This window comes from Paraburkholderia sp. LEh10 (genome assembly GCF_017814945.1).
Lineage (GTDB): Bacteria > Pseudomonadota > Gammaproteobacteria > Burkholderiales > Burkholderiaceae > Paraburkholderia.
The window spans coordinates 1-1,051 of record NZ_JAGIPX010000214.1; the positions used below are offsets into that span (position 1 = coordinate 1).

The following is a 1,051-nucleotide window of genomic DNA, read 5'->3' on the forward strand; positions in this document are numbered from 1 at the left end:
ATGCGCTGCCTGGCCTGTTCATGGGTCGCAAAGTGTTCTCGCGAGAGTAGCTCCGCTTCAAGCGTGCCGAAGAACGATTCGCACATCGCGTTGTCGTACGCGTCTCCGGCCGTCCCCATCGACGGTTGCACGCCGGCTTCGCGGCAGCGCCGTCCGAATGCAATGGACGTGTATTGACATCCCTGGTCCGAATGTAGAATTACGCCCTCGTGGCGTCGCTGCAGCAACGCCATATCGAGCGCGCGCAGCATCAGTTCGGTGTACAGATGGCTTGACATCGCCCAGCCCACAATTCGGCGACTGAACACGTCGAGGACTACGGCCAGATACAGAAACCCCTCGCCAGTCGGGATGTAGGTGGCGTCCGCTACCCACAGCATGTTTGTCGCCTCCGCACAGAAGTGCCGACGTACCAGATCCGGAGCGCGCCGTGCCTCCGCGCGTTGCTGCGTGGTGTGTGGCCAGCGCCGTCGGCTCGCACCATGCAGGCCGGCCATGCGCATCAGGCGTGCAACTCTCTTGCGACCGACGTGCACGCCTTCACGTGCGAGCTGCGCATGGATACGTGGCGCACCATACGTGCCGCGCGAGCTCGCATGCAGCGTGCGGATACGCTCGAGCAGTTGCGCATCGCTGCACGAGCGTTTCGACGGCTCACGCGCCAGCCATGCGTAGTAGCCACTCGTGGAGACTCTGAGTAGCCGTGCCATTGTGGCAATGGGCCACCTGGCCCGGTTCGCTCTCATGAATCCGTACCGCCCTTCGGCGGAACGGCTCCCGTCTCCCTCGCGAACCAGGCCGCGGCCTGCGAGAGAATGTCCCGCTCCATCTTCAGTTGCCGGTTCTCACGACGCAACCGTGTGAGTTCCTGCCGCTCGGCTGTGGTCAGACCGTCGTGACGCACACCCGCATCCCGATCGGCCTGCGCGACCCAGTTGTTGATCGTCTGTTCGGTCGGCTCGAACTCCCGCGCCAGCTCCTCAGGCGTTCTTCCGGCCTTCACCAGCTCGACCATGTGGGCCCGGAATTCCACAGGGTATGGGGTACGATG

At 63.7% G+C, this 1,051-nt stretch carries 1 pseudogene; it reads right to left on the bottom strand.

Going from position 1 to position 1,051, the window contains the following annotated elements:
* Positions 1-1,051: pseudogene (locus J8I87_RS43995) on the bottom strand (IS3 family transposase); the annotation flags it as partial.